Annotated in this window: 19 protein-coding genes and 1 pseudogene; 4 read left to right on the forward strand and 16 right to left on the reverse strand. The window is 72.8% G+C overall.

Going from position 1 to position 23,933, the window contains the following annotated elements:
* Window positions 1-26: 26 nt before the first annotated feature.
* The 8 genes from ACFYPM_RS12070 to aspS all read right to left on the reverse strand — a co-directional run bounded on the left by ACFYPM_RS12070 (window position 27) and on the right by aspS (window position 10,713).
* The gene (locus ACFYPM_RS12070) at window positions 27-491 is read right to left on the reverse strand and encodes a DUF948 domain-containing protein (RefSeq protein WP_357254791.1); all 465 of its coding nucleotides are present in this window, start codon (window positions 489-491) and stop codon (window positions 27-29) included.
* A gap of 146 nt (window positions 492-637) precedes the next feature.
* Entirely contained in the window at window positions 638-1,333 is a 696-nt protein-coding gene (locus ACFYPM_RS12075; protein WP_357254932.1) for a hypothetical protein, read from the reverse strand.
* A gap of 2,573 nt (window positions 1,334-3,906) precedes the next feature.
* A complete protein-coding gene (locus tag ACFYPM_RS12080; protein ID WP_387194588.1) occupies window positions 3,907-5,445 on the reverse strand; it encodes a replication-associated recombination protein A in 1,539 nt (512 codons plus the stop codon).
* A 74-nt stretch (window positions 5,446-5,519) separates the two neighbouring features.
* A complete protein-coding gene (locus ACFYPM_RS12085) occupies window positions 5,520-5,741 on the reverse strand; it encodes a hypothetical protein (RefSeq protein ID WP_387194591.1) in 222 nt (73 codons plus the stop codon).
* A 133-nt stretch (window positions 5,742-5,874) separates the two neighbouring features.
* On the reverse strand, window positions 5,875-7,158 hold the full coding sequence (locus ACFYPM_RS12090; RefSeq protein ID WP_387194594.1) for an MFS transporter: 1,284 nt from the start codon (window positions 7,156-7,158) through the stop codon (window positions 5,875-5,877).
* Window positions 7,159-7,333: 175 nt separating this feature from the next.
* Window positions 7,334-7,933, reverse strand: coding sequence for a winged helix-turn-helix domain-containing protein (locus ACFYPM_RS12095; RefSeq protein ID WP_387194596.1), 600 nt, complete (start codon window positions 7,931-7,933; stop codon window positions 7,334-7,336).
* A gap of 66 nt (window positions 7,934-7,999) precedes the next feature.
* The gene (locus tag ACFYPM_RS12100) at window positions 8,000-8,812 is read right to left on the reverse strand and encodes a sugar nucleotide-binding protein (protein WP_387194599.1); all 813 of its coding nucleotides are present in this window, start codon (window positions 8,810-8,812) and stop codon (window positions 8,000-8,002) included.
* Window positions 8,813-8,907: 95 nt separating this feature from the next.
* The gene (gene aspS, locus ACFYPM_RS12105; RefSeq protein WP_387194602.1) at window positions 8,908-10,713 is read right to left on the reverse strand and encodes an aspartate--tRNA ligase; all 1,806 of its coding nucleotides are present in this window, start codon (window positions 10,711-10,713) and stop codon (window positions 8,908-8,910) included.
* Window positions 10,714-10,867: 154 nt separating this feature from the next.
* On the opposite strand from aspS, the gene ACFYPM_RS12110 reads away from it, so the two are divergent.
* Window positions 10,868-11,578: a DUF998 domain-containing protein gene (locus ACFYPM_RS12110; protein ID WP_387194605.1), complete on the forward strand. Its 711-nt coding sequence runs from the start codon at window positions 10,868-10,870 to the stop codon at window positions 11,576-11,578.
* 75 nt (window positions 11,579-11,653) lie between these two features.
* Here ACFYPM_RS12110 and ACFYPM_RS12115 read toward each other — a convergent pair whose 3' ends face one another.
* Window positions 11,654-12,700 (reverse strand): S1 family peptidase, encoded by a 1,047-nt coding sequence (locus ACFYPM_RS12115; protein WP_387194608.1) that lies wholly within the window; start codon window positions 12,698-12,700, stop codon window positions 11,654-11,656.
* Between the two features lie 274 nt (window positions 12,701-12,974).
* A complete protein-coding gene (locus ACFYPM_RS12120) occupies window positions 12,975-13,451 on the reverse strand; it encodes a winged helix-turn-helix transcriptional regulator (RefSeq protein WP_387194611.1) in 477 nt (158 codons plus the stop codon).
* 55 nt (window positions 13,452-13,506) lie between these two features.
* On the opposite strand from ACFYPM_RS12120, the gene ACFYPM_RS12125 reads away from it, so the two are divergent.
* Window positions 13,507-14,013, forward strand: a complete 507-nt coding sequence (locus ACFYPM_RS12125; protein WP_387194615.1) for a PaaI family thioesterase — start codon at window positions 13,507-13,509, stop codon at window positions 14,011-14,013.
* Between the two features lie 109 nt (window positions 14,014-14,122).
* Here the strand turns inward: ACFYPM_RS12125 and ACFYPM_RS12130 are convergent, their stop codons facing one another.
* The 3 genes from ACFYPM_RS12130 to ACFYPM_RS12140 all read right to left on the reverse strand — a co-directional run bounded on the left by ACFYPM_RS12130 (window position 14,123) and on the right by ACFYPM_RS12140 (window position 17,249).
* Entirely contained in the window at window positions 14,123-15,058 is a 936-nt protein-coding gene (locus ACFYPM_RS12130) for an acyl-ACP desaturase (protein WP_387195426.1), read from the reverse strand.
* Between the two features lie 77 nt (window positions 15,059-15,135).
* On the reverse strand, window positions 15,136-16,464 hold the full coding sequence (hisS, locus tag ACFYPM_RS12135; protein ID WP_387194618.1) for a histidine--tRNA ligase: 1,329 nt from the start codon (window positions 16,462-16,464) through the stop codon (window positions 15,136-15,138).
* A gap of 74 nt (window positions 16,465-16,538) precedes the next feature.
* Complete coding sequence (locus tag ACFYPM_RS12140; protein WP_387194621.1) at window positions 16,539-17,249, reverse strand: MBL fold metallo-hydrolase; 711 nt, start codon at window positions 17,247-17,249, stop codon at window positions 16,539-16,541.
* 269 nt (window positions 17,250-17,518) lie between these two features.
* Between ACFYPM_RS12140 and ACFYPM_RS12145 the strand changes: the two genes are divergently transcribed.
* Together ACFYPM_RS12145 and ACFYPM_RS12150 are read left to right on the forward strand one after the other, a co-directional pair.
* A complete protein-coding gene (locus ACFYPM_RS12145) occupies window positions 17,519-18,391 on the forward strand; it encodes a peptidylprolyl isomerase (RefSeq protein ID WP_387194624.1) in 873 nt (290 codons plus the stop codon).
* A gap of 63 nt (window positions 18,392-18,454) precedes the next feature.
* Window positions 18,455-19,294, forward strand: coding sequence for a peptidylprolyl isomerase (locus tag ACFYPM_RS12150; RefSeq protein WP_387194627.1), 840 nt, complete (start codon window positions 18,455-18,457; stop codon window positions 19,292-19,294).
* A 66-nt stretch (window positions 19,295-19,360) separates the two neighbouring features.
* On the opposite strand, the pseudogene ACFYPM_RS12155 reads toward ACFYPM_RS12150, so the two are convergent.
* The 3 genes and pseudogenes from ACFYPM_RS12155 to secF all read right to left on the reverse strand — a co-directional run.
* Window positions 19,361-21,640 (reverse strand): annotated as a pseudogene (locus ACFYPM_RS12155) (RelA/SpoT family protein); the annotation flags it as partial.
* A 443-nt stretch (window positions 21,641-22,083) separates the two neighbouring features.
* Window positions 22,084-22,650: an adenine phosphoribosyltransferase gene (locus ACFYPM_RS12160; RefSeq protein ID WP_387194630.1), complete on the reverse strand. Its 567-nt coding sequence runs from the start codon at window positions 22,648-22,650 to the stop codon at window positions 22,084-22,086.
* An 88-nt stretch (window positions 22,651-22,738) separates the two neighbouring features.
* Window positions 22,739-23,932 carry a protein translocase subunit SecF gene (gene secF, locus ACFYPM_RS12165; protein ID WP_387194633.1) on the reverse strand — a complete coding sequence of 398 codons (1,194 nt, stop codon included), beginning with the start codon at window positions 23,930-23,932 and terminating at the stop codon, window positions 22,739-22,741.
* Between the last annotated feature and the right edge of the window lies 1 nt (window position 23,933).

Genomic DNA, 23,933 nt, shown 5'->3' on the forward strand with positions numbered 1-23,933 from the left:
CGCTACCTCCTGGTGCGCCGGGCCGGTCAGCTGTTGCCGCGTCGCGCGGCCCGGCGCTGCTGCTTGATGGTGTCGCGTACCTCGCGCTCGGTCTCGGCGTGCCGGCGGCCGGCGGCGGCCTTGCGCACGCCGTAGCCGAACGCGGCCACCTTGACCAGCGGATTCGCGGCCGCGGCTGAGACGACGGTGGCCAGGTTGGCGACGTTGGCGGTGACGTTCTGCGCGTGGCTGGTCATGGTGTCGACCTTCGCCAGCTGGAGGTTCACGCCGTCGAGCGAGGTCTGCACCTGCTCCAGGGCGGTGTTGACGTTCTTCACCGTGGTGTTCACGTCACCGAGCAGCGGTCCGGTCCGGTCGTTGAGATCGTTGATCATCCGGGTGGTGGCGTCCACCGTGTGCCGCAGCCGCAGGATGGGCAGCGTCAGGATGAGCACCAGCACCGCGAACGCGCTCGCCGCGATCAGCGCCGCGATCGCCAAAATGTCGCCCACGCCTGTCCTCCTCAAGCAGAGTCCGCAGGACCCGACGTCCCCGGAACGCACAACCGTGGCACCGTGGCGGCGCCACGCCGTCAGCGGTCACCGACAGCGGGCGTGCCCGCCAGCCCCAGACCCTACCGTCCGTGATGGAGACCGCCTCACGACGGTGAGGGTGTCAGCTCACCCAGCGGATCCCCGCTGACCGTCGGGAACGGGTCCTCCCCGGTCAGGGACGGGTCGGTGGTCGGCTGCGGCCTGGTCCGCTCGTCGTCGATCGCGTTGCGTACCTTCACCGACACCAACGAACCGGTGCACTCCGTCGCAGCGGCCGACGGGTCGCCGGACGGCACGACCGCCGGCTCGCCGTCGACCGGCGGCGGCACGCAGGTCGGCTCGCGTACCCACAGGTCGAGCGTCAACTCGTCGCGACGCCAGCAGGTGTAGCTGCCCTTCGTCTTCTGCTCCGGGCAGCGGCTCACCTTCCACGGCTGCCAGCCGTCCTGGCGCAGCGCGTCCTCGTAGACCTTCGCCGTGTCCTCTGGCGACTTGTCCGAGGTGACGGTGCGCTCCCGCAGCCGGCAGTCGAGCAGGCACCAGCGGCTGCCGCTGACGTCGTCGACGGTCTTGGCCGCGGCCCAGCCGGGCACGTTGAGCTGATCAAGGTTGTCGAAGACCGGGTCACGGCTCAGCGTCCGAATGCCGAAGAAGAGCGGCACCGCACCGAGCAGCACGACGCTGACCAGCACCAGCACCGCCGCGCGGAGGCGACGGCGTTCCCGCAACTGCCGGCGCAACTCGGATCGGGCACCCGGCGCGGCATCGTCGTCGGGCGTGTCCTGACCGGCCGAGCGCAGCGCGGGCTCACCTGCCGGCCGATCCACCGGGCCGGCCGGGACCGGCACCGCGGCGGCGGCACGGGCCACCCCGACCGGCTCACCGGGGCGACCGGGTGGTGGCACCGGGGCGACGCCGTTCGGGTCGGCGCGGCCGGGCTCCCGGTGCGGCGGCAACGCACGTCCCGCGGCACGGTCGGCGGGCACGGGTCGGCCGGCCGGGGCGCCACCACGCGTCGGGGACCCGGGACCGGGACCCGGCTCACCGTGCGCCCGATCGTCGGCGAGCGGCGGTCGCGCGCCGCCGGGCGGGCGGACGGCGGCACGAGCCGGGCCGTCCGGCCGCGTACGTGGCGGACCGTCCACGCCCGGTGCGGCGGCGGCCCGAACCGGGCCGTCCCCACCCGGTGGCACGGCGGCCCGAGCTGGACCGTCCGGACGGACGGCGTCCCGGGGTGCCGACTCGGCGCCCGGGGCGGGGCGGGCCGCGGGGTCGACGCCCCGGCGCCCGGCGCCCGGGACCGGTGCGCCACCCGGGACGGGTCGCGCCCGGCCGGGCGGGGTGGAGCGGGCGGCGCCGCGCGCGGGTGCGCCGGGACCGACGCCGGGCGCGGGTGCGCCGGGACCGACGCCGGGCGCGGGCCGTCCACCGGCGTAGGGGGCGTCGCCGCGGTCGTTGGCCGGGCCGGATCGCCCTGGGCCGTCCGAACCGGGCTCGGCGCCCGGCCGGCGTCGTCGGCCGGTCGGATCCGGCGTGGGAGTCGCGTCCGGGCCGGGCGCGCCCAACGGGCGGGCCCGCCCGCCGGTGCGGTCCGCAACGGACGCCGCAGCGCCCCGGCCACGGGCCGGGCGATCGCCGGACGCCGACGCAGGGGGCAGAGCCTGCTCACCTGTGGTTCCTGGCGCGTCGGGTCGGGCGGCACGACGACCGGTCGGAGGGTCCGCACCGGGGTCGGCCGGCGGGCCGGCGGGCCGGCGGGCGGCGGTGCGCTCCGCGGCCGGGTCGGGCACGCCGAGGCGACCGGACGCGTGGTCGACGAGGTCACCCGCACCGCCGGCCGGTGCGGGGCCGCGACCCGCGGCCGGCGGGGTGCCACCGCGGCGGTTGACCACGGGCAGACCGGGGTCGGTGTGCGGCAGGCGGCCGGCCTGGCGCAGCCAGTCGGCGGGCCGTTCGGGGCGGTCCGCCCGGGGTTCGCCGCCGGCCGGCAGCCGATGCTCCGGCTCAGCGGGGACGGCCCGGCGACGACCGGTGCCGTCGGCCGGTCCGATGGTGGGCGTGGCACCGCTGTGCGCGCCGGAGGCCGCCGGCACCGGCGGGGCGTTGCCCGTGCGGGGCACCGCGGGCTCGTCGGGTTCGGCGGCACGGCGGCGGCCGGCGGCCGGACGGGAACGCTCGTCGGGACGACGGTCGGTGGGCTCCGGGGCCCCCGGGTCGACCGGGCCTGGGCGACGCCGCGCGGTACGTGGGTCGCGGTCGATGGCGGGGTCGGGTCGTAGGCCGTCCGCGGCCGGTGGCGCGGCCGGCGCGCCGGCGAGGCGCGCCGCGCCGGCGGCTGGTCCGGCGGCCCGCGGCGGGTCGGGTGCCGCTCCGGCGCGCCGACCGGCGGGTGCTCCCTCGGCCGGCGGCAGTGCACGACCGGGCTCGGTGGGCTCCGGACCAGGTCGGCGACCCGGTGGGCCGGCGTCCGGGCGGCGCAGTGGCGGCATCGCGTCCGGGTGACCGCCGGCCACGGCGGCGTCCGGACGGCGGCCCGGCGGAACGGCGGCGTCCGGACGACGACCCGGCGGAACGGCGGCGTCCGGACGACGGCCCGGCGGAACGGCGGCGTCCGGACGACGACCGGTCGGGGCGCCTGAGGTGGGTGGGCCGGGGGGAGCCGTTGCCGGGCGGGGCCGGGCCGGGCCGCCGGGCGCGTCGGGTGTGGCGCGAGGCGCCGGCGGGCCGGCCGGGTCGCCGCCGACCGGGCGGGCGGCGGGAGGCGCCGGCGGTACGGCGGCACGGGCACCGGGTGCCGGCCGTACGCCGCGACGCGCGGGCTGCCCCGGGCCGGGGGCAGCGGGGCCGGCGGGAGGTGGGCGGTCATCCGGGCGGCGGCCCGCCGGCGGCACGTCCCCCGGCCAGGGGGTGTCGACCGGTCGACGGGCGGCGGCACCCGGGCCGCTCTGGCTCGGGGCGGGCGGCGCCGCGGCCGCCGGCGGCACCGGCCCCCGCGCACGGGCCGGCTCGGCCGGCGCTCCCGTCCGCGGCCCGGCGGGCTCTACCGGCGCACCCGTCCGCGGCCCGGCGGGTTCGGCCGGCGCACCCCCACGCGGCCCGGCGGGTTCGGCCGGCGCACCCCCACGCAGCCCGGCGGGCTCTACCGGCGGACCACCGTGAGGGCGGTGGGGTTCGGCCGGCGCGCCGTCCGGACCCAGTTCACCGCGTTGCTGCTTGGCTGAGCGGAGGTCGTCGATCCAGCCGAACTCCTCGCCGGCGACCGGCTCCGCCGGCTCGGCCTCGGGCGCCCGGCCTCGACCCCACCGGCGCGTCTTGGCGCGGGGATCGCGCCGCTCGTCCGGGCCCTCGTCCGGGCGGTCCCCACCACGCGATCTCACTGTTGACCCTCTCCTGCGGCGTCAGCGCCGCTGTCCTGCGTCGTGCCGGAGGTGCCCGTGCCCGTCGTCGGGCGGCCGTTCCCACCAGGAAGCGCGGACACGGTCCGCGTCGTTACCTGCGGCTCGACTGTCGGAGTGTCCGGACGGGTGGCCGGGGCCGGCAGGCCACGCACGATCCGGCGCAGCACCGGCAGCCGGTTGGCCACCGACCGTTCCGCGCCGTGCGGGCTGGGCTGGTAGTAGTCGGTGCCGACCAGGTCGTCCGGCACGTACTGCTGGGTGACCACACCGCGCTGGTCGTCGTGCGGATAGCGGTAACCCGTGCCGTGGCCCAGGCCGCGAGCGCCGGCGTAGTGCGCGTCGCGCAGCCCGCGCGGCACGGGGCCTCCCCGACCGGCCCGGACGTCGGCGATCGCGGCACCGATGGCGGTCGTGGCCGAGTTGGACTTGGGGGCGGTGGCCAGGTGGATCACCGCCTGGGCCAGGTTGAGCTGCGCCTCGGGCAGCCCCACGTACTCGACGGCGTGGGCGGCGGCGGTGGCGACGCTCAGTGCGCCCGGGTCGGCCATGCCCACGTCCTCGCTGGCGAAGATGACCAGGCGGCGGGCGATGAACCGGGCGTCCTCACCGGCGACCAGCATGCGGGCCAGCCAGTGCACCGCGGCGTCCACGTCCGAGCCGCGCAGGCTCTTGATGAAGGCGCTGACCACGTCGTAGTGGGCGTCGCCGTCGCGGTCGTAGCGCACCGCCGCGACGTCGACGGCCTGCTCGGCGGTGGCGAGGTCGATCCGCCCGCCGCCGAGCGCCGTGGCGGAGGCCGCCGCCGCCTCCAGCGCGGTGAGTGCCTTGCGGACGTCACCGGCGGCGAGTCGGACCAGGTGGTCCTCGGCCTCCGGGGTCAGGGTGAGCACGCCGTCGAGGCCACGCTTGTCGGCGACCGCGCGGCGCAGCAGGCCCCGCACCGCCTCGTCGTCGAGCGGTTGCAGGGTGAGCAGCACGCACCGCGACAGCAACGGCGAGATGACCGAGAAGTACGGATTTTCGGTGGTCGCCGCCAGCAACGTGACAGTGCGGTCCTCGACCGCGGCGAGCAGCGAATCCTGCTGGGTCTTGCTGAACCGGTGCACCTCGTCGATGAAGAGCACGGTCTGCGGGCCGCCCGAGCGGCGCTGGCGGCGGGCCGCCTCGATCACCGCCCGGACGTCCTTGACGCCGGCGGAGAGCGCCGACATGGCGACGAAGCGCCGGTCGGTCGCCCCGGCCACCAGGTGCGCGATGGTGGTCTTGCCGCTGCCCGGGGGACCCCAGAGGATCACCGACATCGGAGCGCCGCCGGAGACCAGTTGCCGCAGTGGGGCGCCGGGGGCGAGCAGATGGTCCTGGCCGATCAACTCGTCGAGAGTCACCGGGCGCATCCGGACGGGCAGGGGCGAGTCGTCGGCCACCGCGGTGAAGCCGTCGACACCGGCGGGACCGTCGGGCGCGCTGCGCGACCCGGCGGGTTCACCGAGGGAGAAGAGGGCGTCGGACTCCATCACGAAGACAGTACCGGGCCGGGCCCACGAGGCCAGAATCGCGCCGTGGGCCCGCCCCCGGTGATCGGTTCCGGTCAGCCACGACCGGGGCGACGGCCCCGGTACCAGCGACCGCCACCGCCACCGCCACCGCTGCGCGGGCCGCTGCCCACGCCGCCCAGGTAGAGCGAGAGCAGGAACAGACCGAGGAGCACGAGGGTGTTCCAGTTGAACAGGTCGGGTGCGCCGAAGTTGGTGTCGAGCAGATCGATCAGCAGGGCAAAGCCAAAGACGATGGCCGCGAGAATGGCGAGCATGTCGCTCCTCCGGTGGGGGTTCCCAGTAGGTCGGCGCGTGATGTACCCAATCGGTCGACTCGCCAATCTCCACGGTGGATCTGGGGTGTCCACGTCCGGACCGGGTGGACCGCCGCCCGGGTGAGTGGCCCTCCTACCGTTGCGCCGACACGGGCACCGCCGTCGGCTCGACCGGGGTTGCGGGCCGGCGGCTGGCCAGCCAGGCCGGCAGGTAGAGCGGCGCGGCGACGGCGAGCACCACCGCGCCGACCACCATCGCGGTGCTGACGCTGGCGGCGGCGGCGATCGCGGTCAGGACCACCCCGCCGAGGGCGGCGGCGGGTTGCGCCATCATCGAGTTCAGCGAGAGCACGCTGGTCCGGTAGGGGCCGTCGACCTGCCGGTGCAACAGCCCACTGTGCAGCGGGTTGGACGCGCCGTGCACGGCATAGCAGGCCAGGTAGGCCACCAGCACCCCGACCGGCCCGGCGAACAGGCCCATCCCGGCCACCGTCACACCCTGCAGGATGCGCAGCAGGGCCGCACCCGGGGCCGCCCCGAACCAGCGCAGCAGCAGCGGGGTCAGTGCCGCCCCGGCGGCCGAGGCGAGCCAGGCGGCCGAACTGGCCGGCCCGAGCAGCGCGGCGGCCCGTTCCGGGTTGCCGATCACCTCGGTGAGCCGGACCGGCAGCAGCGACTCAAAGGTGATCATGCCGAAGCCCCAGAACAGCTCCACCGACACCAGCGCCAGCAGCACCCGGGAACGACGCAGCAACCCGAATGCCTGACTGATCATCCGGGGCGCCTGGACCACCGAGGCCCGGATCGCCGCGACCCCCCTGGCCGGCCGCTGCTCGACCAGCAGGACGAGCAGCGCGACGAGCGCGGCCGCCTGCGCGACGATCGCGGCCAACACGGGCACGGTGAGCGCGCTGACCGGCCCGATCGAACCCAGCGCGACCAGACCACCGCTGAGCAGCGCGCCAGCGCCGATCGCCCCGCCACTGACGGCACCGGCGTGCCCGAGGCCGCGTTCGTACTCGGCCTGCGGGTCGACCGCCAGGGTGGCGTCGACGTACCAGGACTCCAACGGGCCGCTGTCCAGTGCCCGATAGATCCCCTGCACCGCAAAGAACAGGAAGAACACCCAGAACGAGTCGGCCGCCGCGAACAGCGCCAGCGAGACGAGGTTGAGCGCCGCGGCGACGACCAGCACCGGCCGGCAGCCGAGAGCGTCGGCGAGCCCGCCGGTGGGCAACTCCAGCGCGAGCGCCAGCAGTCCCTGCGCGGTGAAGACCAGACCGATCTGCGGCAGCGACAGGCCGCGCTCCTGCATCAGCAGGATCATCACCGGGATCATCAGGCCGGTGGGCAGCCAGCGCAGGCCGTAGAGGGTGAGGTAACGACGCCGGACCTGGCGTACGGTCAGCGCACTCACGACGACACCTCCGTTCGCGACTGCGGGGCTCGCAACACCGGCTCACTCCTCGCGCTCACCAGGCCACCGTTCGTTCGCGACTGCGGGGCTCGCAACACCGGCTCACTCCTCGCGCTCACCAGGCCACCGTTCGTTCGCGACTGCGGGGCTCGCAACACCGGCTCACTCCTCGCGCTCACCAGCGATCGTCCAACCGGGGGAAGCCCGCCAGGAACACGTGCACGGGCTTGACGTCCGACGCCTCGGTGACCGCCTCGTCGCGGTAGCGCATCAGCACCGCCCACAGGTCGGCACTGAGAGCCCGCAGCCGGGTCGGGTCCAGCGGCAGCACCAGGTCGCTCATGCCGGCGGCGTCACGCCAGTCACGGGACTGGTGGTGCTCGACGGCCATCCACCGCTCGGCCAGCTCGGCCATCACCCGTACCTGGTCGCCCTGGATCCACTGCACTGCGGCACGGGCGTCCGGATCGTCGTCGAAGTCGGTGGGCTCGAAGTCGCTGAGGTCGTGTGCGGCCTGCCACCATCGCTGCCGGCTGGTGCCCCGGTCGGGATCCTCGGTCACCAGTCCGACGTCGGCGAGCTGGCGCAGGTGGTAGCTCGTGGCGCCGGTGTTGGTGCTCAGCCGCTGCGCCAACGCGGTCGCGGTCGCCGGGCCGTCGACCCGCAGCGAGCCGAGCAGCCGCATCCGCAGGGGGTGGGCAAGCGTGCGGACCTGTCGGCCGTCCAGATGGACGCGGCGCTGCTCGACCGGCCGCTCGGGTGAAGGGCTCTCCATGCCTGCACACTAACTCTGCACAACTCCTGTGCACAATATTTTTGCATGACAACTATGCAAGCTTGCTCAGGGCGCGAGGAGTTCGCGTACTCCCCGCAGTGGCGTGCGCAGCAGGCCGGTGGCGCGGGCGGAGTCGAGGCGTACGTCGAGGGGGCGGGACAGGCCGGCGGCGGCCCCGGTGGTGGTCGTGAGCCCGGCCGCGTCCAGACCGAACCGCGCCGCGACCAGCAGGCCCAGGTCGGCGCGGCTGACGGCGTCCGGGCCGGCCACGTTGAGCAGACCGGCGTACGGGGAGGCGACCAACTCCAGCACGGCCTCGGCCAGGTCGGTGACGTCGATCGGGCAGCGCATCTCGTCGCTGAACAGGACGGCCCGGCCGGCGAGCGCGTCCCGGCAGAGCTGGATCTGCTTGCTGCCCTCCCCCAGGATCAGCGAGGTACGCACCAGGGCCGCGCCGGGGTCGATCGCCCGCACGGCGGTCTCGGCCGCGGCCTTCGCCGCTCCGTACGCGTGCACCGGGGTGGGTGGGTCGTCGTCGGCGTACGGCGTGGGACGGCCGGCGTGCAGCGCGTCGCTCGACACGTGCACCAGCCGGGCGCCCACCTCGGCGGCGGCGACCGCCACGTTCGCGGCGCCGTCGGCGGTGACCGCCCAGTCGTCGTACCGGTAGGGGGTCCCGACCACGGCGTCCGGCCGCACCTGCGCGACAAGCGCGCGCACGGCGGCCCGGTCGGTGACGTCCAGCCGCCGGGCGTGCACGCCCGGCACCGCGAGCTCACCGGAGTGGAACGTCCCGACCACAGCGAGCCCGGCGCGCACCCCCCGCCGACAGACCGCACGCCCCAGAAACCCACCCCCCCCCCCCACCCCCCCCCCCACCCCCCCCCCCCCCCCGGGTGGTTTTACAAAGTGTTTGGGTCCACCTCGGGGGGCTATTATGACGCAAACCTCTTGATCAACCAAGCGGGGTGGGGTCAGACCGGGTCGGCTACCGGGGCTGCGGGGCCGGCGGTTCCCGTGTGGGCCGTCGCGGGCGGCTTGGGCTTGGCGTCGATGCCGGCCTCGGTGCGCTGCTGGCCGGTGATCGGCGTCGGTGCGCCGGTCAGCGGGTCGAACCCACCCCGGGTCTTCGGGAACGCGATGACCTCGCGGATCGAGTCCGCGCCGGCGAGCAGCATGCAGACCCGGTCCCAGCCGAAGGCGATGCCGCCGTGCGGCGGAGCGCCGTACTTGAACGCCTCCAGCAGGAAGCCGAACTTGTCCTGCGCCTCCTCGGGCGTGATGCCGAGCAGGTCGAAGACCCGCTTCTGCACGTCACCCCGGTGGATACGGATCGACCCGCCGCCGATCTCGTTGCCGTTGCAGACGATGTCGTACGCGTACGCCAGGGCCCGGTCCGGAGCCTCCTCGAACCGGTCCACCCACTCCGAGTTCGGCGAGGTGAACGGGTGGTGCACGGCCGTCCAACCGCCCTCGTCCGTGCGTTCGAACATCGGCGCGTCGACCACCCAGCAGAACGCCCAGGCGCTCTCGTCGATCAGACCGGACCGCCTGGCGATCTCCACGCGGGCCGCGCCGAGCAGCTCCTGCGCCTCCCGGGTGGTGGCGCTGGCGGCAAAGAAGATCGCGTCGCCCGGCTTGGCGCCGACCGCGTCGGCGAGCCCGCCCAGGTGCTCTGCGGAGAGGTTCTTCGCCACCGGTCCGCGTGCCTCGCCGGTCTCGGCGTCCAACACCACGTACGCCAGGCCGCGCGCGCCACGCGCCTTGGCCCAGTCCTGCCAGCCGTCCAGCTCCTTGCGGCTCTGCGCCGCGCCGCCCGGCATCACGACCGCGCCGACGTAGCCGCCCGCGTCGATCGCCCCGGCGAACACCCGGAACGCGGTGCCGCGCAGGTATTCGGTCAGCTCGGTCAGCTCGACGCCGTAGCGCAGGTCCGGCTTGTCGGAGCCGTACCGGGCCATGGCGTCGTGCCAGGTGATCCGCGGGATCGGCCCGGAGATCTCGTGCCCGGCCAGTTCCTTCCACAGCGTCGAGACGATCGCCTCACCGAGGTCGATCACGTCGTCCTCGGTGACGAAGGACATCTCGATGTCGAGCTGGGTGAACTCGGGCTGCCGGTCGGCCCGGAAGTCCTCGTCGCGGTAGCAGCGGGCGATCTGGTAATACCGCTCCATGCCGCCGACCATCAGCAGCTGCTTGAACAACTGCGGCGACTGCGGCAGCGCGTACCAGCTGCCGGGCTGCAGGCGCACCGGCACCAGGAAGTCGCGGGCGCCCTCGGGCGTCGACCGGGTCAGCGTCGGCGTCTCGATCTCCAGGAAGTCCCGCTCGTGCAGCACACCCCGGGCCAGGTGGCTGGCGCGCGAACGCAACCGCAGCGCGTTCGCCGGCCCGCTGCGGCGCAGGTCCAGGTAGCGGTACTTGAGCCGGATGTCGTCGCCGGCCTCGATCTGGTCGTCCACCGGCAGCGGCAGCGGCGCGGCCTCGGAGAGCACCTCCAGCTCGGTGACGGTCACCTCGACCTCACCGGTGGGCAGCTCCGGGTTCTCGTTGCCGGCCGGCCGGCGGGTCACCTCGCCGACGACCTTCACGCAGAACTCGTTGCGCAGCGCGTGCGCGTCCTCCTCGCGGAAGACCACCTGGACGACGCCGGTGCCGTCGCGCAGGTCGACGAAGATGACCCCGCCGTGGTCGCGCCGGCGGGCCACCCACCCGGCGAGCGTCACCGTCGAGCCGGCGTCCGCGGCGCGCAGGCTTCCGGCATTGTGGGTACGGATCACGGCTGGCAACTCCTCATCGTGGAACAGTCCTCACCGGCATTCTGTCAGGGGTGGCCGCCCCGCCTCCGGGCACCCGGCAGGCCGGCGCGATTCGCTGGTGGGGTGGACCGGCGAACCCGTCTCCCCCGGCAGCCGCGCCGGTTAACGTGGCGAAATGCGGCCCGTACCGAACTGGGCCGTCGCCACGGCGGCGGCCGCGCCCGTGCTGCTGGTGGCCGGTTGGACCGTCGCGGAGGCCCGACAGCCCGCCGGGTACGACCCGATCCGGGACACCATCAGCGAGCTGGCGGGGCAGGACGCCACCGACGCCTGGATCATGGTGGTGGCGCTGGTGCTGCTCGGCTGCTGCTACCTGTCGGTGGCCGCCGTCCTGCACGCGGCCGGACTGCCCAGCCGGTTCCTGCTCGCGATCGGTGGGGTGGCCACCATCGCGCTTGTCGCGTTTCCCCGGCCGCCGGTCGGCGGCTCGCTCAGCCACGGCGTCGCGGCCACGGTGGCAGTCCTCGCCCTGGTGCTCTGGCCGGCCGGCTCGGCACTGCGGCTGCCGCGCGGTCACGACGCCGAGCACCCGACCCGACCGGAGCCGCCCTGGGCGTTTCGCCGGGCGGTGGGGCTGCGCACCACCCTCGTGCTGCTCGCGCTCTTCGGCTGGTGCGCGTTCGAGGTGACAAGTGGGTCGCGCACCGGGCTGGCCGAGCGGGTCACGGCGGTGGCGGTCTCCCTGTGGCCGCTGCTGGCGGTCGTCTCCGCCCGGCGGGCACACCTCGCCTGGTCCGTCGGCGCCGCGACACCCACCGGTCCCGCCGTGGCTGTCGTGCCCCCGGATCCCCGGCGACCCACCCAGCGGCCCGACCGGCTCGCCTGAGCCGGCGCGCGACGGCGGCCGGACGCGCGACGCGGGCCGCCGGAATCCTCCGGCGGCCCGCGGGCGGTGACGGGATCAGAAGACGCTGACGCCGTAGCGGCTCAGGGCCTCGGTGACGGGCTGGAAGAAGGTCGTGCCACCGGAGCGGCAGTTGCCACTGCCACCGGAGGTCAGGCCCAGGGCCGTGGTGTTGGCGAACAGCGAGCCGCCGCTGTCGCCCGGCTCGGCGCAGACGTTGGTGCGGATCAGGCCGGAGACCGAACCCTCGGCGTAGTTCACCGTGGCGTTCGTCGCGTTCACCGAGCCGCTGCGCAGGCCGGTGGTGCTGCCGGAGCGCTGCACCGACTGACCGACTGAGGCGTTGCCGGCGCCGGTGATGTCCCGGTAGCTGCCGTTGTAGAGGTAGACGTTACCGGCGGCGTTCGCCGAGTTGTTGTGCCGCACGATGCCGTAGTCGTTGCCCGGGAAGCTGGTGCCGGTCCGGGTGCCGAGGAGGGCGGTCTGGGCGGAGTTCGAGTACCAACTCGCCGAGATGTTGGTGCAGTGCCCGGCGGTCACGAAGGAGTAGGTGCTGCCGCTGCGCACGTTGAAGCCGAGCGAGCAGCGCCCGCCCCCGCCGGCGTAGATGGCCTGGCCACCGGAGATCCGGGTGCTCAGCACGCCCGCCTCGGCCTCGACGCGGACCGCGCCGTTGGCCCGCGCGGCGGCGGCCTTGACCCGCTCCAGCTTGGCGCCGGTGACGGTGCTGTCGACGGAGACCACGACCTGGTTGGTGACCGGGTCGCTCCACCAGGCGGTGCCCGGGATCTTCGCGGAGCGCTCCAGGTCGGCGGTGGCCCGGTTGAGTTCGCCAGCACCGCGGGTGACGTAGCGGACGGCGGCACCGGCCTTGTTCGCCGCGCTCGCGGCGGCCGCGTCGGTCACCGTGACGACGGACCTGCCGCTGGCGTCGATGTACGAGCCGGCCGAGCGGTCGCCGAGTTGCGCGGACAGCGCGGCCGCGGCGTCGGGCGAGGCGGCGGGTGCGGCCTGGGCGGGTGCGCCGATGAGCACACCGACGACCAGGCTTCCGGAAACGGCGACAGTGGCCGCAACGCGGAATGTGGACCTCGTGGGTCGCATGTAACAACCTCCTGGGCGGGGGAGCGGGTCTCGCCGAGGTCGGCTGACCCGAGGGCAACCCGGCCGATCTGGGGAAACCGGCCAAGTGCACTGAAGTATTCACATACTTAAGATCATTGACAAGGCTTGGTTGAGCCCGGATTCAGCGAACGCGGCCGGCCACATCTCCGCAACACCACCGACACGATGGCGAACAGCCACCGTCACACCGGATTTGTCTCCGACGCGCATGATCGTCGATGTCTTGGCGCACTCCCGGCGCGGGTACCGCCCGTCAGGGCGTACGGCGGCGGGCACCGGGGCCGGGGCGGGGAACCACGTCACGCACCCGCCCCACATCGTGTCCGTCGGCGCAGCGCAATCCGACGTGCACCGGGGCGCCGCAGTCACGGTGAGTGACGCTCAGCGGCGAACCCTCGGCGTCGGCGAGGTACCGGTCACCCCACCCGAGCACGGCCACCAGGACCGGCCAGAGGTCCAGACCCTTCTCCGTCAACAGGTACTCGTGGCGCACCCGGCTGCCCGGCTCCCGGTACGGCTCGCGGCGCAGCACGCCCTGCTCGACCAGGCCGGCCAGCCGGTTGGTCAGCACCTGCCGCGGAATGCCGGTGCGCACCCGCATGTCGTCGAAGCGGCGGATGCCGGTGAACACCTCGCGGAGCACCACAAGGGTCCACCGCTCACCGAGGATCTCCATGGCACGGGCGATGGTGCAGTTCTCCACCGACCAGTCCAGCGCTGCGGGTCGCATCCAACCAGGCTAGGTCTCGTTGACAGACTCAGCAACCTGCTGCCAGGCTGCATCCATGACGCAGACGCAGGAACCGGCGCGCAGCCGTACCTTCACCTGGGCGGACCCGGCGGTCAACGCCGCTCAGGTCGGTCGACGCAGTGGCCTCGACATGCTCCGGGCGATGATCGCCGGCGAGTTGGCCGCACCACCGGTGATGCACCTCATCGACATGACCCGGATGGCGGCCGACGAGGGCGTGGTGGTCGTCGAGCTGACCCCGCAGGAGTTCCACTACAACCCGCTCGGCACCGTCCATGGCGGTGTCCTCTCGACACTGCTGGACACGGCCGCGGGCTGCGCCGTGCACAGCACCCTGCCGGCCGGCGTCGGCTACACCTCGCTGGACCTCAACGTGAAGTTCCTCCGCCCGGTCACGGTCGCCAGTGGCACGCTGCGCTGTACGGGGACGGTGCTGCAACGTGGCAACCGGACGGCCCTGGCCGAGGCCCGCATCACCGACGCCAACGGCCGCCTGACGGCCCACGCCACCAGCACCTGCCTCCTGCTCCCCCAACCCTGACCCCACCCCACCCCCACGCCGCGTTGATCATGGAAGTTATTGCCCTGACCCACTCCATGATCAACGGAGTGGAGACCCGGGGTGGGGGCAGGAGAGGGTGGGGGGTGGGTCAGCGAAGGGCTAGGCGGGCGGCTCGGGCGTCGCGCTTCTCCTCGAAGCGGCTTGCTGCCTTGTCCAGGTTGTCGAGCTGGCCGGCGAGCTGCTCGCGGGCCGCCTCGCCGTCGGCGTCGAGACCTGTCACGTTGAAGACGTCCCACTGGCGCAACACCGGCTGGAGCACCTCGTCGCGGTGCTGGCGCAGGTCGTAGATGCCCGCCAGGGCGATCGCCACCGACTTGCGGGCGAAACCGTCGATGCCGGCGCCCGGCATCTGGAAGTCGGCCACCACGTCGGCGACGGCCCGCATGGCCTGACTCGGGGCCAGCTCGAACGCGGCGGCGAGCAGGTTGCGGTAGAAGACCATGTGCAGGTTCTCGTCGGCGGCCACCCGGGCCAGCAGTGCCTCACAGGCGGGGTCGCCGGTGGCCTTGCCGGTGTTGCGGTGCGAGATGCGGGTGGCCAACTCCTGGAACGAGACGTACGCCAGCGAGTGCAGCACCTCGTCGCCGTGGGCGTTGGTGTAGCCCTCCGACATGTGCGTCATCCGGGCCCGCTCCAACGCCACCGGGTCGACCGCCCGGGTGACGCTCAGGTAGTCGCGGATCGCGACCCCGTGTCGACCCTCCTCCGCGGTCCACCTGTGCACCCAGGTGCCCCACGCGCCGTCCCGGCCGAACAGGGTGGCGATCTCGTGGTGGTAGGAGGGCAGGTTGTCCTCGGTCAGCAGGTTCACGATCAGCGCCGTGCGGGCCACGTCGGGGATGGTCGAGTCGGTCGGTGACCACGCCTCGCCGCCGAGCGGCCCGTCGAAGGTCCGCCCTTCGCTCCACGGCACGTACTCGTGCGGGAACCACTCCTTGGCCAGCGAGAGGTGGCGGTCGAGGTTGCGGGCAACCACCGGCTCCAACTCGACGAGGAGCGCGGTCTGGCTCAGTGTGGTGCTCATGGTCACGAGAAACTCCCTACGGTGGCGTAACTTACGCTACCGTAGGTCCCCGCGACCATGAGCGCCAGTGGTGAGACTCAGCTGACCGTCGGTTTGCGGTCCGCCAGTGGTGGCATCCACTCCCCCGCACCGGCCGTGACCTGCTCACCCGAACGGATGTCCTTCACCTCGTCCGGCGCTCCGTCGGCACCCGGGAACCACACGTACGGGATGCCGCGCCGCTCGGCGTAACGGATCTGCTTGCCGAACTTCGCCGCGCTCGGCGAGACCTCGGTGGCGATGCCGCGGGACCGCAGCGCCGCCGCGATCCGGCCACTGGCCGGCCGGTGCTCCTCGTCGGCCAGTGCCACCAGGACACAGGTGGGCACCGAGCGGGAGACCGACAGGTCCCCCGCGCCGAACAGCAACCCGAGCAGCCGGGTCACCCCGATCGAGATACCCACCCCGGGGTACGAGACAGCGCCGGCGCTGGCCAGGTTGTCGTACCGGCCGCCGGAGCAGATCGAGCCGAACCGCTCGTAGCCGCGCAGCTGGGTCTCGTAGACGGTGCCCGTGTAGTAGTCCAGGCCGCGGGCGATGCGCAGGTCCGCCACGCAGAGGCCGGGCGAGTGCTCGGCGGCGCTCTGCACCACCCGGACCAGCTCCTCGATGCCCTCGTCGAGCAGCGGGTCACTCACCCCGAGCGCCCGCACGGCGTCGGCGAACGACGCGTCCGGAGCGGAGATCTCGGCCAGCGCCAGACACGCCTTGGCCTGCGCCTCGCTCGCCCCGGCGGTCTGGGCCAGCAGCTCGGCCACCTTCGCCGGACCGATCTTGTCGAGCTTGTCGATCGCCCGCAGCGCCGCCTCCGGGTCGGTGAGCCCGATACCCCGGTAGAAGCCCTCGGGGATCTTGCGGTTGTTGACCTGGATGGTCACCGGCGGGATCGGCAGCGACCGCAGCGCGTCCCCGATGACAAGCGGCATCTCCGCCTCGTGGTGCGGGGCCAGGGTGTCCCGGTCGACGATGTCGATGTCGGCCTGGACGAACTCCCGGTAGCGCCCCTCCTGCGGTCGCTCCCCCCGCCACACCTTCTGGATCTGGTAGCGGCGGAACGGGAAGGTCAGCTTGCCGGCGTTCTCCAGCACGTACCGGGCGAACGGCACGGTCAGATCGAAGTGCAGGCCGAGCTGGTCGTCGCCGCCCGCGCCCTCGGCGTCGGCGTGCAACCGCCGGATCACGTAGACCTCCTTCGAGGTCTCGCCCTTGCGCAGCAACTGGTCCAGCGGCTCCACCGCGCGGGTCTCCAGCGGCGCGAAGCCGTACAGCTCGAACGTGGCGCGGATCTTGTCGAGCACGAACTGCTCGATCATCCGCTGGCCGGGGGTCCACTCCGGAAAACCGGAGATGGGCGTGGGCTTGCTCATCGGCGTACTCCTTGCGGTGCCGCGCCCGCGGCGCGGTGGTGTCGTGGGTCCGCGCCGCGGCGCGGACGAAAGATCTAGAGGCCCCGGGTGGGAGCGGCCGGCGTCGTGCCGGCCACCTCGACGAGGTACGGGTTGCTGGCGCGCTCGCGGCCGATGGTGGTGCTGGGGCCGTGGCCGGGCAGCACGACGGTGTCGTCGGCCAGCGGAAGGATCTTGTCGCGCAGGCTGGTGAGCATGGCCGGCATGCTCCCGCCCGGCAGGTCGGTGCGGCCGATCGACCCGGCGAAGAGGACGTCGCCGGACAGGCAGATCTCGTCCGCCTCCCAGCCCGAGCCCGCGCCGGGCAACCGGAACAGCACCGACCCGCCGGTATGGCCCGGGGCGTGGTCGACGGCGATCTCCAGGCCGGCGAGGGTGAGGGTGGCGCCGTCGGTCAGCTCGGCCACGTCATCCGGCTCGGTGTAGCTCAGTCGGCCGCCGAACAGCGACGTCAGGTCGGCCGAGAGGCCCTTGGCCGGATCGGCAAGCATCTCCCGGTCGCCGGGGTGCACGTAGGCGGTGATGCCCCGCGCACCGCAGACCGGCGCGACCGAGAACGTGTGGTCGAGGTGCCCGTGGGTGAGCAGGACAGCGGCCGGATGCAGGCGGTGTTCGGCGAGCAGCGCGTCGAGCTGGTCGAGCACCCCGATGCCGGGGTCGACCACCACGCACTGCTCCCCCGGCGCGGTGGCAACCACGTAGCAGTTGGTGCCGAAGGCGTCCGCGGGAAAGCCGGCCACGAGCACGGGCGCTGTCCTTTCGTCGAACGGCTGTCGTCCTGCCCAGCAGCCTAACGGGCGCGCCGAGTGAGTTTGCCGCGTCCGTCCCGCGCGCCCCGCGGGACACAGTGACACCGCCCGATAAGCGCTGCTCGGAACGGGGTGGACCTCGTACACCACTTTCCCAGTCACTAGCCGTACACTCTGGCGGGCGTGTGGCGCGGCACACGTGACGCCCGGACGGGCCGGGACGCCCGGTCGCCGGCGACGACCAGGTAGAGGAAAGGGGAGCACCGGTGGCTTCCAGCAGGGACCGGCAGCGCAAAATGGCGCGGGCCAAGCTCGACCGGCAGTTGGCCCGCCGGGCCGCCGCCACGCGGCGGCGTCGGCAGATCCAGGCCGGTGTCGGCGCCGCCCTGATCCTCGTGTTGGTCGTGGCCGGCTCCGCCTGGGCACTCGGGGCGTTCGACTCCGACTCCACGCAGAACACGGCAAACGAGGACACCTGCCTCTGGACGCCGCAGGACGCCTCGGCCAACGCCAACCTCAAGGACGTCGGCACGCCGGAGAGCAAGGGTCTGCCCACCGAAGGCACCCGGGCGATGACGGTGACCACCAACCAGGGCGGGCCGATCACCGCGGAGCTCAGCCTGACCAACTCGCCCTGCGCGGCGGCGAGCATCGCGCACCTGGCGAGCCGGTCGTTCTACGACAACACCACGTGCCACGAGATCACCGCCGACGGCGCGCTGCGCTGCGGTGACCCGAGCGGCACCGGCCTCGGCGGACCGACCTACTCGTTCTACGACGAGGAGCTGCCGACCGTGTCGTCGGCCAGCCCGGCTCCCGGCCAGCCGCCGACGTACCCGAAGGGCACCGTGGCGATGATCGCCAACCCGCCGGGCAGCAACGGCAGCCAGTTCCTGATCTTCTTCAAGGACTTCACCACCGCCGAGCCGAAGTTTCCGGTGATCGGGCGGGTGACCGGCGGGCTGGACGTGGTGGAGAAGATCGGTGCCCTCCCGACCGTGGACAATGGGACCGGGGCCAAGGTCAAGCCCAGCACCGACGTGACGATTCAGAGCCTCACCGTCGGTGCGCCGGTCACCGCGGCGGCGCCGATGCCGTCGGCCTCCGGCGCGCCGTCCAGCAGCCCCAGCGCCGGCTGACCGGCCGCCACCACCCACACCCAGAGCGGCACCCCAGCAGCAGACAGCCAGGAGGATCCAGGCGTGACGTCCACCAGAGAGCGGCAGCGCGCGGCGGCACGCGCCCGGCTCGAGAAGGAGATGGCCGAGCGCGCGGCCAAGGCCCGCAAGGGCCGGCAGACGCGGGCGATCATCAGCGCGGCAGGCGCGCTGGTGCTCGTGGTCGCCGGCACCGTCTGGCTGGCGGTGAGCCTCGGCGGCGGCGACGACGACAAGAAGAACACCGCCGCGCCGGCCGGCGCGGCGGAGTGCGCCTTCAACGAGCTGCCGAAGGAACAGCGGCCCCCGCAGATCAAGGACGTCGGGGTGCCGAGCAACCAGCAGTCCGCCACCGGCGTGCAGACCATGACGATCGACACCAACCTGGGCCCGATCACGGCCAAGGTCGACCGGTCGAAGGTGCCGTGCACGGCGGGCAGCTTCAGCTACCTCGCGGAGAAGAACTTCTTCGACAACACCAAGTGCCACCGCCTCGTGAGCGAGGGCATCAAGGTGTTGCAGTGCGGCGATCCCAGCGCCACCGGCAACGGCTGGCGGGACACCGACGGCCAGGGCGGCCCGAGCTACCGCATGGCCGAGGAGAACCTGCCCACCGACAAGCGCCCGCCGTACCCGGAGGGTGTCATCGCGATGGCCAAGTCGCAGGATCCGGGCAGCACCGGCAGCCAGTTCTTCATCGTCTACGGCGACTCACCGCTGGACCCGGCGTACACGGTGCTGGGCACCATCACCGGCGGCATGGACATCGTCAAGGACGTGGCCAAGGCCGGTGACGACGGCGCGTTCGCCCAGCAGGCCGGTGGTGGCCACCCGAAGAAGGAGGTCATCATCAAGGACCTCGCGATGAGCCCACCGCAGGGCTGACCCCCGCGCTGACGACCAGGCGCCCGCCGGCTGAGCCGGCGGGCGCCTGGGTGTCCGGGGTACGCGTCAGGCGCCGGAGGTGACCCGGTACGCGTCGAAGACGCCGTCCACCTTGCGGACCGTGGCCAGCAGGTGGCCGAGGTGCTTCGGGTCGGCCATCTCGAAGCTGAACCGGCTCACCGCCACCCGGTCGCGGGTGGTGGTGACGGTGGCGGAGAGGATGTTGACCCGCTCGTCGGAGAGCACCCGGGTGACGTCGGCCAGCAGCTTGTGCCGGTCCAGTGCCTCGACCTGGATGGCGACCAGGAAGGTCGAGGCGGAGGTGAGCTTCCAACTCACCTCGACCACCCGCTCGCTCTGGGCCCGCAGGTCCTCGGCGTTGGCGCAGTCGTCGCGGTGCACACTCACCCCGCCGGAACGGGTGACGAAACCGAACACCGAATCCGGTGGGACCGGGGTGCAGCAACGGGCCAGCTTGATCCAGACGTCGCTGACGCCGCGGACCACGACACCGGGGTCGTTGCTGCTCTGGCGGCTGCGCGGTGGCCGGGTGGCGACGGCGGTCTCGGCGATGTCCTCCGCCGCGCCCTCCTCGCCGCCGTACGCGGCCATCAGCTTCTGCACCACCGACTGGGCGGAGACCTGGCTGTCACCGACCGCCGCGTAGAGCGACGCCACGTCGGCCAGGTGCAGGTCCCGCGCGATCGACATGAGCGCGTCGGAGGTGAGCATCCGCTGCAACGGCATGCCCTGCTTGCGCATCGCCTTGACGATCGCGTCCTTGCCGGCCTCGATCGCCTCCTCGCGCCGCTCCTTGTTGAAGTACTGGCGGATCTTCGTACGCGCCCGCGGGCTCTTGACGAAGCCCAACCAGTCCTGCGTGGGGCCGGCCGTCTCGGACTTCGACGTGAAGATCTCGATCACGTCGCCGTTGGACAGCGTCGACTCCAACGGCACCAGCTTGCCGTTGACCCGCGCCCCGATGCACTTGTGCCCCACCTCGGTGTGCACCGCGTACGCGAAGTCCACGGGCGTCGAGGAGGTCGGCAGCGGGATGACGTCACCCTTGGGGGTGAAGACGTACACCTCCTGGCTGGACAGGTCGAAGCGCAGCGCGTCGAGGAACTCGCTCGGGTCGGCCGCCTCCCGCTGCCAGTCGAGCAACTGCCGCAGCCAGGTCATCTCGTCGATGTGCGCCGGCGGGCCGACGATCTGGGTGCCCTTGTGCTCCTTGTACTTCCAGTGCGCGGCGATGCCGAACTCCGCGGTGCGGTGCATCGCGTACGTGCGGATCTGCATCTCCACCGGCTTGCCGGTGGGCCCGATGACAGTCGTGTGCAACGACTGGTACATGTTGAACTTGGGCATCGCGATGTAGTCCTTGAACCGGCCCGGAACCGGCTGCCAGTTGGCGTGGATGACGCCCAGCGCCGCGTAGCAGTCCCGAACCGTGTCGACCAGGATCCGCACCCCGACCAGGTCGTAGATGTCGTTGAAGTCACGACCCCGCACGATCATCTTCTGGTAGATCGAGTAGAGGTGCTTCGGCCGCCCGGTGGTCTCCGCCTTGATCTTGGCGGCCTTGAGGTCGGTGCCGACCTTCTGGGTGACCTGCCGCAACAGCGTCTCGCGCTGCGGCTGGTGCTCCCCGATCAGCCGGTTGATCTCCTCGTAGCGCTTCGGGAACAACGTGCCGAAGGACAGGTCCTCCAGCTCCCACTTGATCGTGTTCATACCGAGCCGGTGCGCCAGCGGCGCCAGGATCTCCAACGTCTCCTTGGCCTTCTGCTCCTGCTTGGGGCGGGGCAGGAAGGTCAGGGTACGCATGTTGTGCAGCCGGTCGGCCAACTTGATCACCAGCACCCGCGGGTCCTTGGCCATCGCCACGACCATCTTGCGGATCGTCTCGGCCTTGGCCGCGTCACCCAGCTTGACCTTGTCCAGCTTGGTGACGCCGTCGACCAGCAGGGCGACCTCGCCGCCGAAGTCGGCGCGCATCGCGTCGAGGGTGTACTCGGTGTCCTCGATGGTGTCGTGCAGCAGCGCGGCGACGAGCGTGGTGGTGTCCATCCCCAGGTTGCCGAGGATCGTCGCCACCGCGAGCGGGTGCGTGATGTACGGGTCGCCGGACTTGCGGTACTGCCCGGAGTGCCACCGCGCGGCCGTGTCGAAGGCGCGCTGGAGCAGCCGGGCATCGGCCTTGGGATGATTGTCCCGGTGGCTCGCGATGAGCGGCTCCAGCACCTCACTGACCTGGGAGGTCTGCCAGGGCGCGTTGAACCGGGCCAGCCGGGCCCGCACCCGCCGCCCGGTGGGCGCGTTGGACAGCCCGAAGCCACCGCTCGGCGACGGGTCGACGCCGGCGTCACTCGGGAACGGCACCACCACCCCGTCGGCGCCGGGAGACGCCTCGACGCTCGGCGGGCCGCTGATCGGACGTACCGCGCTCTCGCCGGCAGCCCGGCCAGAGCCGCTGCCGGCGCCCGTGACCCGGGCTGGCGCATCGCCTGCCCGGTCAGTCACCGTGCCGTCAGCGTCGCCTGTCGGGTGCACCGTGCCCTCCGCTGGAGGGACGACATCGTGGGACACCGGCCTCCTCACCGCTCGCCGGGAAATCACCTGCCGAACAATCGGCCGGCCTGGTCTCGTGCCGCCGGACGGCGTACCGCCGGCGTCAGCAATGGGCAATGCTACCCGCACGGACGGTCCGCTGCCGCTCCGCCGGACGGTCGCCGCAGGCTCCCGCCCGACCAGTCCGCCATCAAACGGTCAGCCCGCCACCGAACGGCTCAAACGGTCAGCAGGGCATGGACGGGACGCGGTGCCAACCGCTCCCGCCCGCCCAGGAAACCGAGCTCCAGCAGCACGGTGAAACCGGTGACGGTGCCGCCGGCCCGCTCCACCAGGTCCAACGTCGCCTCGGCGGTGCCGCCGGTCGCCAACACGTCGTCGACCACCAGCACCCGGTGCCCGGCGGTGAAGGCGTCCTCGTGCACCTCGAGGGTGGCCTCGCCGTATTCGAGCGCGTAGGAGACCGAGTGCGCCGGGCGGGGCAGCTTGCCGGCCTTCCGGACCGGCACCACGCCGACCCCGGCCGCGTACGCCACGGCCGCGGCGACGACGAACCCGCGCGCCTCGATGCCGACCACCACGTCGAAGGCGTCCCGACCGTGGTACTCGATGATCCCGTCGATCACCTCACGGAACGCCTTCCCGTCGGCGAACAGCGGCATCAGGTCCTTGAACATCACGCCGGGCTTGGGGAAGTCGGGCACGTCCAGCACCCGGCTGGCGACCAGTCGGGCGGCCTCCGGGCCGCTGTCCCCGCGCGCCGCGGTGCTGTGGGTCTCCGTCATGGCTGTTTCGCTCTCCTTCAACGACGACGGCGTCCGGCAGTGCTGCTCGCACAGCATGCCGGACGCCGTTCGGTTGTGTCGTGGCGGGTCAGCGCCGCTTGGCGCCACCCGGCCGGTTGCCGCCACCGCCGGGGCGACCGCCCCGGGCACCGGTCGGCCGCTTGCCCGCCGGGCGAGCGCCCACCTTGGGCGCGGCGCCGGCCAGCGCGGCAGCGTCCGGGTCGAGCGACTCCTCGGTCACCTGACCCTGGGTCGGGCTCGCCGGACCCTTGCCGGTGACCTCGCCCCGGGCGAGCCCGCCCCGCCGGGCCAGGACGCGCTTGTTGTGCGCCTGGATCCGCGGGTCGTAGTTCTTCAGCAGGGCCAGCAGCGGCGTGGCCACCAGGATGGAGGTCAGGAACGCCACCGCCATACCGACGAACAGCACCAGGCCGAGGTCCTTCAACGTGCCGGCGCCGAGCAGGCCGGCACCGATGAAGAGCAGACCGCCGACCGGCAGCAGGGCGACCACCGAGGTGTTCAGCGACCGCATCAGGCTCTGGTTGACGGCCAGGTTGGCCGCCTCGCCGTACGTCTGGTTGTTGTTGGCGGTGATGCCGCGGGTGTTCTCCTGGACCTTGTCGAAGACCACCACCACGTCGTAGAGCGCGAAGCCCAGGATCGTGAGGAAGCCGATGATCGTCGACGGGGTGACCTCGAAGCCGACGAGCGAGTAGATGCCGGCGGTGAGGATCAGGTTGGTGAACAGCGACGCGACCGCCGCGACGGCCATCCGCCACTCGAAGCGCAGGATCAGGTAGACCATCACCAGCGCGATGAAGATGACCAGACCGAGTACGGCCCGCTGGGTCACCTGACTGCCCCACGCCTCGCTGACCTGGTTACCGCTGATCTGGTCCGCGTTGATCCCCAGGTCCTCGGCGATCTGACCCTTTACCGCGTTCGTCTGCTCGGCGCTGAGCTGCGGCGTCCGCAGCTCGTAGGTGTCACCACCGGTGCCGCCGACCTTCTGGGCGGTGGCCACCTTGATGCCGGTGTTCTCCGCGGCGAGAGCCGAGTTGACCTCTCGCTCGGCGTCTTCCAGGGTGCCGACACTGGCCGGCACCTGGAACGAGTTGCCGCCGGCGAACTCGATGCCGAGGCTGAACCCGCGCAGCCCGAAGCTGAGCAGCGCGATCAGGATCAGGACACCGGCGACGCCGAACCAGAGCTTGCGGCGGCCGACGACGTTGAGACCGGCCTCGCCGTTGTAGAGGCGGCTCGCCAGACCGTTTTCAGCCATC

Source organism: Micromonospora sp. NPDC005203, from assembly GCF_042872705.1.
GTDB lineage: Bacteria > Actinomycetota > Actinomycetes > Mycobacteriales > Micromonosporaceae > Micromonospora.